Raw genomic sequence first — 1,418 nt, forward strand, 5'->3', positions numbered from 1 at the left:
AGGGGGGCGGTACCGCTGGTGCGGGTCGCTTGCAGGCTTGCACGGGTGGTGACGGAGTCCGGAGCGGGTGCGGGTGCGGGTGCGGGTGCGGGTGCAGGTGCAGGTGCAGGTGCGGGTGCGGGTGCGGGTGCGGGTGCAGGTGCAGGTGCAGGAGCGGGTGCAGGAGCGGGTGCGGGTGCGGGAGCGGGTGCGGGTGCGGGAGCGGGTGCGGGTGCAGGTGCAGGTGCAGGTGCGGGTGCGGGTGCGGGTGCGGGTGCGGGTGCGGGTGCGGGTGCAGGTGCAGGAGCGGGTGCAGGAGCGGGTGCAGGAGCGGGTGCAGGGGCACTGGTGCCAGTGGCGGCAACCTCGCAGCGCTTCATGACGTTCCGGATGGGGTCACCGAAGACGCTGTTGCTGCAAGCCACGCCGTTTGAATATGTTCCATACGCGTAGGTCCCGTTGGCACCGTAGCGGACCTGAGCCGTGCCAGAAAACGAGCAGAACTCGTACTCGTTGGCGCAGAACGTCCACGTTGCAGGAGCAGGAGCAGGAGCAGGAGCAGGAGCAGGAGCAGGAGCCGGAGCCGGAGCCGGAGCCGGAGCCGGAGCCGGAGCCGGAGCCGGAGCCGGCTTGGTGCCGATCACCCAGCGGGTACCGTCCCAATACCAGCGCTTGCCTTGGGCATCGATGTGGGTGTCCTGGCCGTCCTGAGGGGCCGTTAGGAGAACATCGTCGGCGCTGGAACTGCTGCTGTCGCTGGCCCCACCGCCGCAGGCGGCGAGGACAGCGCAGGCAGCCATGACTTCTGCAAGCACGGTCAGACGGGTTTGAGAACCAATATTCATGATAGTCGAGGCAACTGGGAAAACTCGGAATCCCCAAGCGCGTACGCGTGGCGGCGGAATCGCTGGGCGCTGTAAGCAGTGCCTAACCACCAGGGAGCCACAACCTTGCGTTGCGGCCCAACCCTGCGTGCGCACTGCGAACCCGGTGTTGTCAGACGACTGTCTGTGCGGTTTCCACCAGAAGCATTGATTGCTTGCTGCGGATACTAAAAAGGCTGCTAAAAGTCTGAGTAAGGGAAGGTGTAACGACGTAACGGTCGGGTTACGTGTTTCGCAAGTGTCAAGTGTGAGATACCCCTCAGTCGAGGGGGTGTGCTCCCAGTGCGTGGCGCCAGAAGAGCCGGCCTCGCTTGCAGCTCCTTGGGTTTCTTTTAGTTACATCTTGACGCCTGATCCTGTTCCCAGCCTGTGGTTGATGGCAGGCCCGAGAAAAAAGAAAACCCAGCCGGCGTATCCCGGCGGGGTTGGTCTCTTGGCCTTGCGGGCGCGAGAAGCAAGTCCGCTCGTTCGCGTCTTACTGTGAGTAGTAAGGTCCTTGCCAGTCGGCGGGGAGTGCGCCGCCGTGGGCGCCGGTGCTGACCGAAGCTGCCGAAG

1 protein-coding gene is annotated in these 1,418 nt (G+C 65.1%); it reads left to right on the forward strand.

Annotation, left to right across the window (positions count from 1 at the left end):
* Positions 1–67 precede the first annotated feature (67 nt).
* The gene (locus C1704_RS17310) at positions 68–361 is read left to right on the forward strand and encodes a hypothetical protein (protein ID WP_170064738.1); all 294 of its coding nucleotides are present in this window, start codon (positions 68–70) and stop codon (positions 359–361) included.
* Positions 362–1,418: the final 1,057 nt, after the last annotated feature.

The organism is Caldimonas caldifontis, assembly GCF_002930615.1.
GTDB classification, from domain to species: Bacteria; Pseudomonadota; Gammaproteobacteria; order Burkholderiales; family Burkholderiaceae_C; genus Caldimonas; species Caldimonas caldifontis.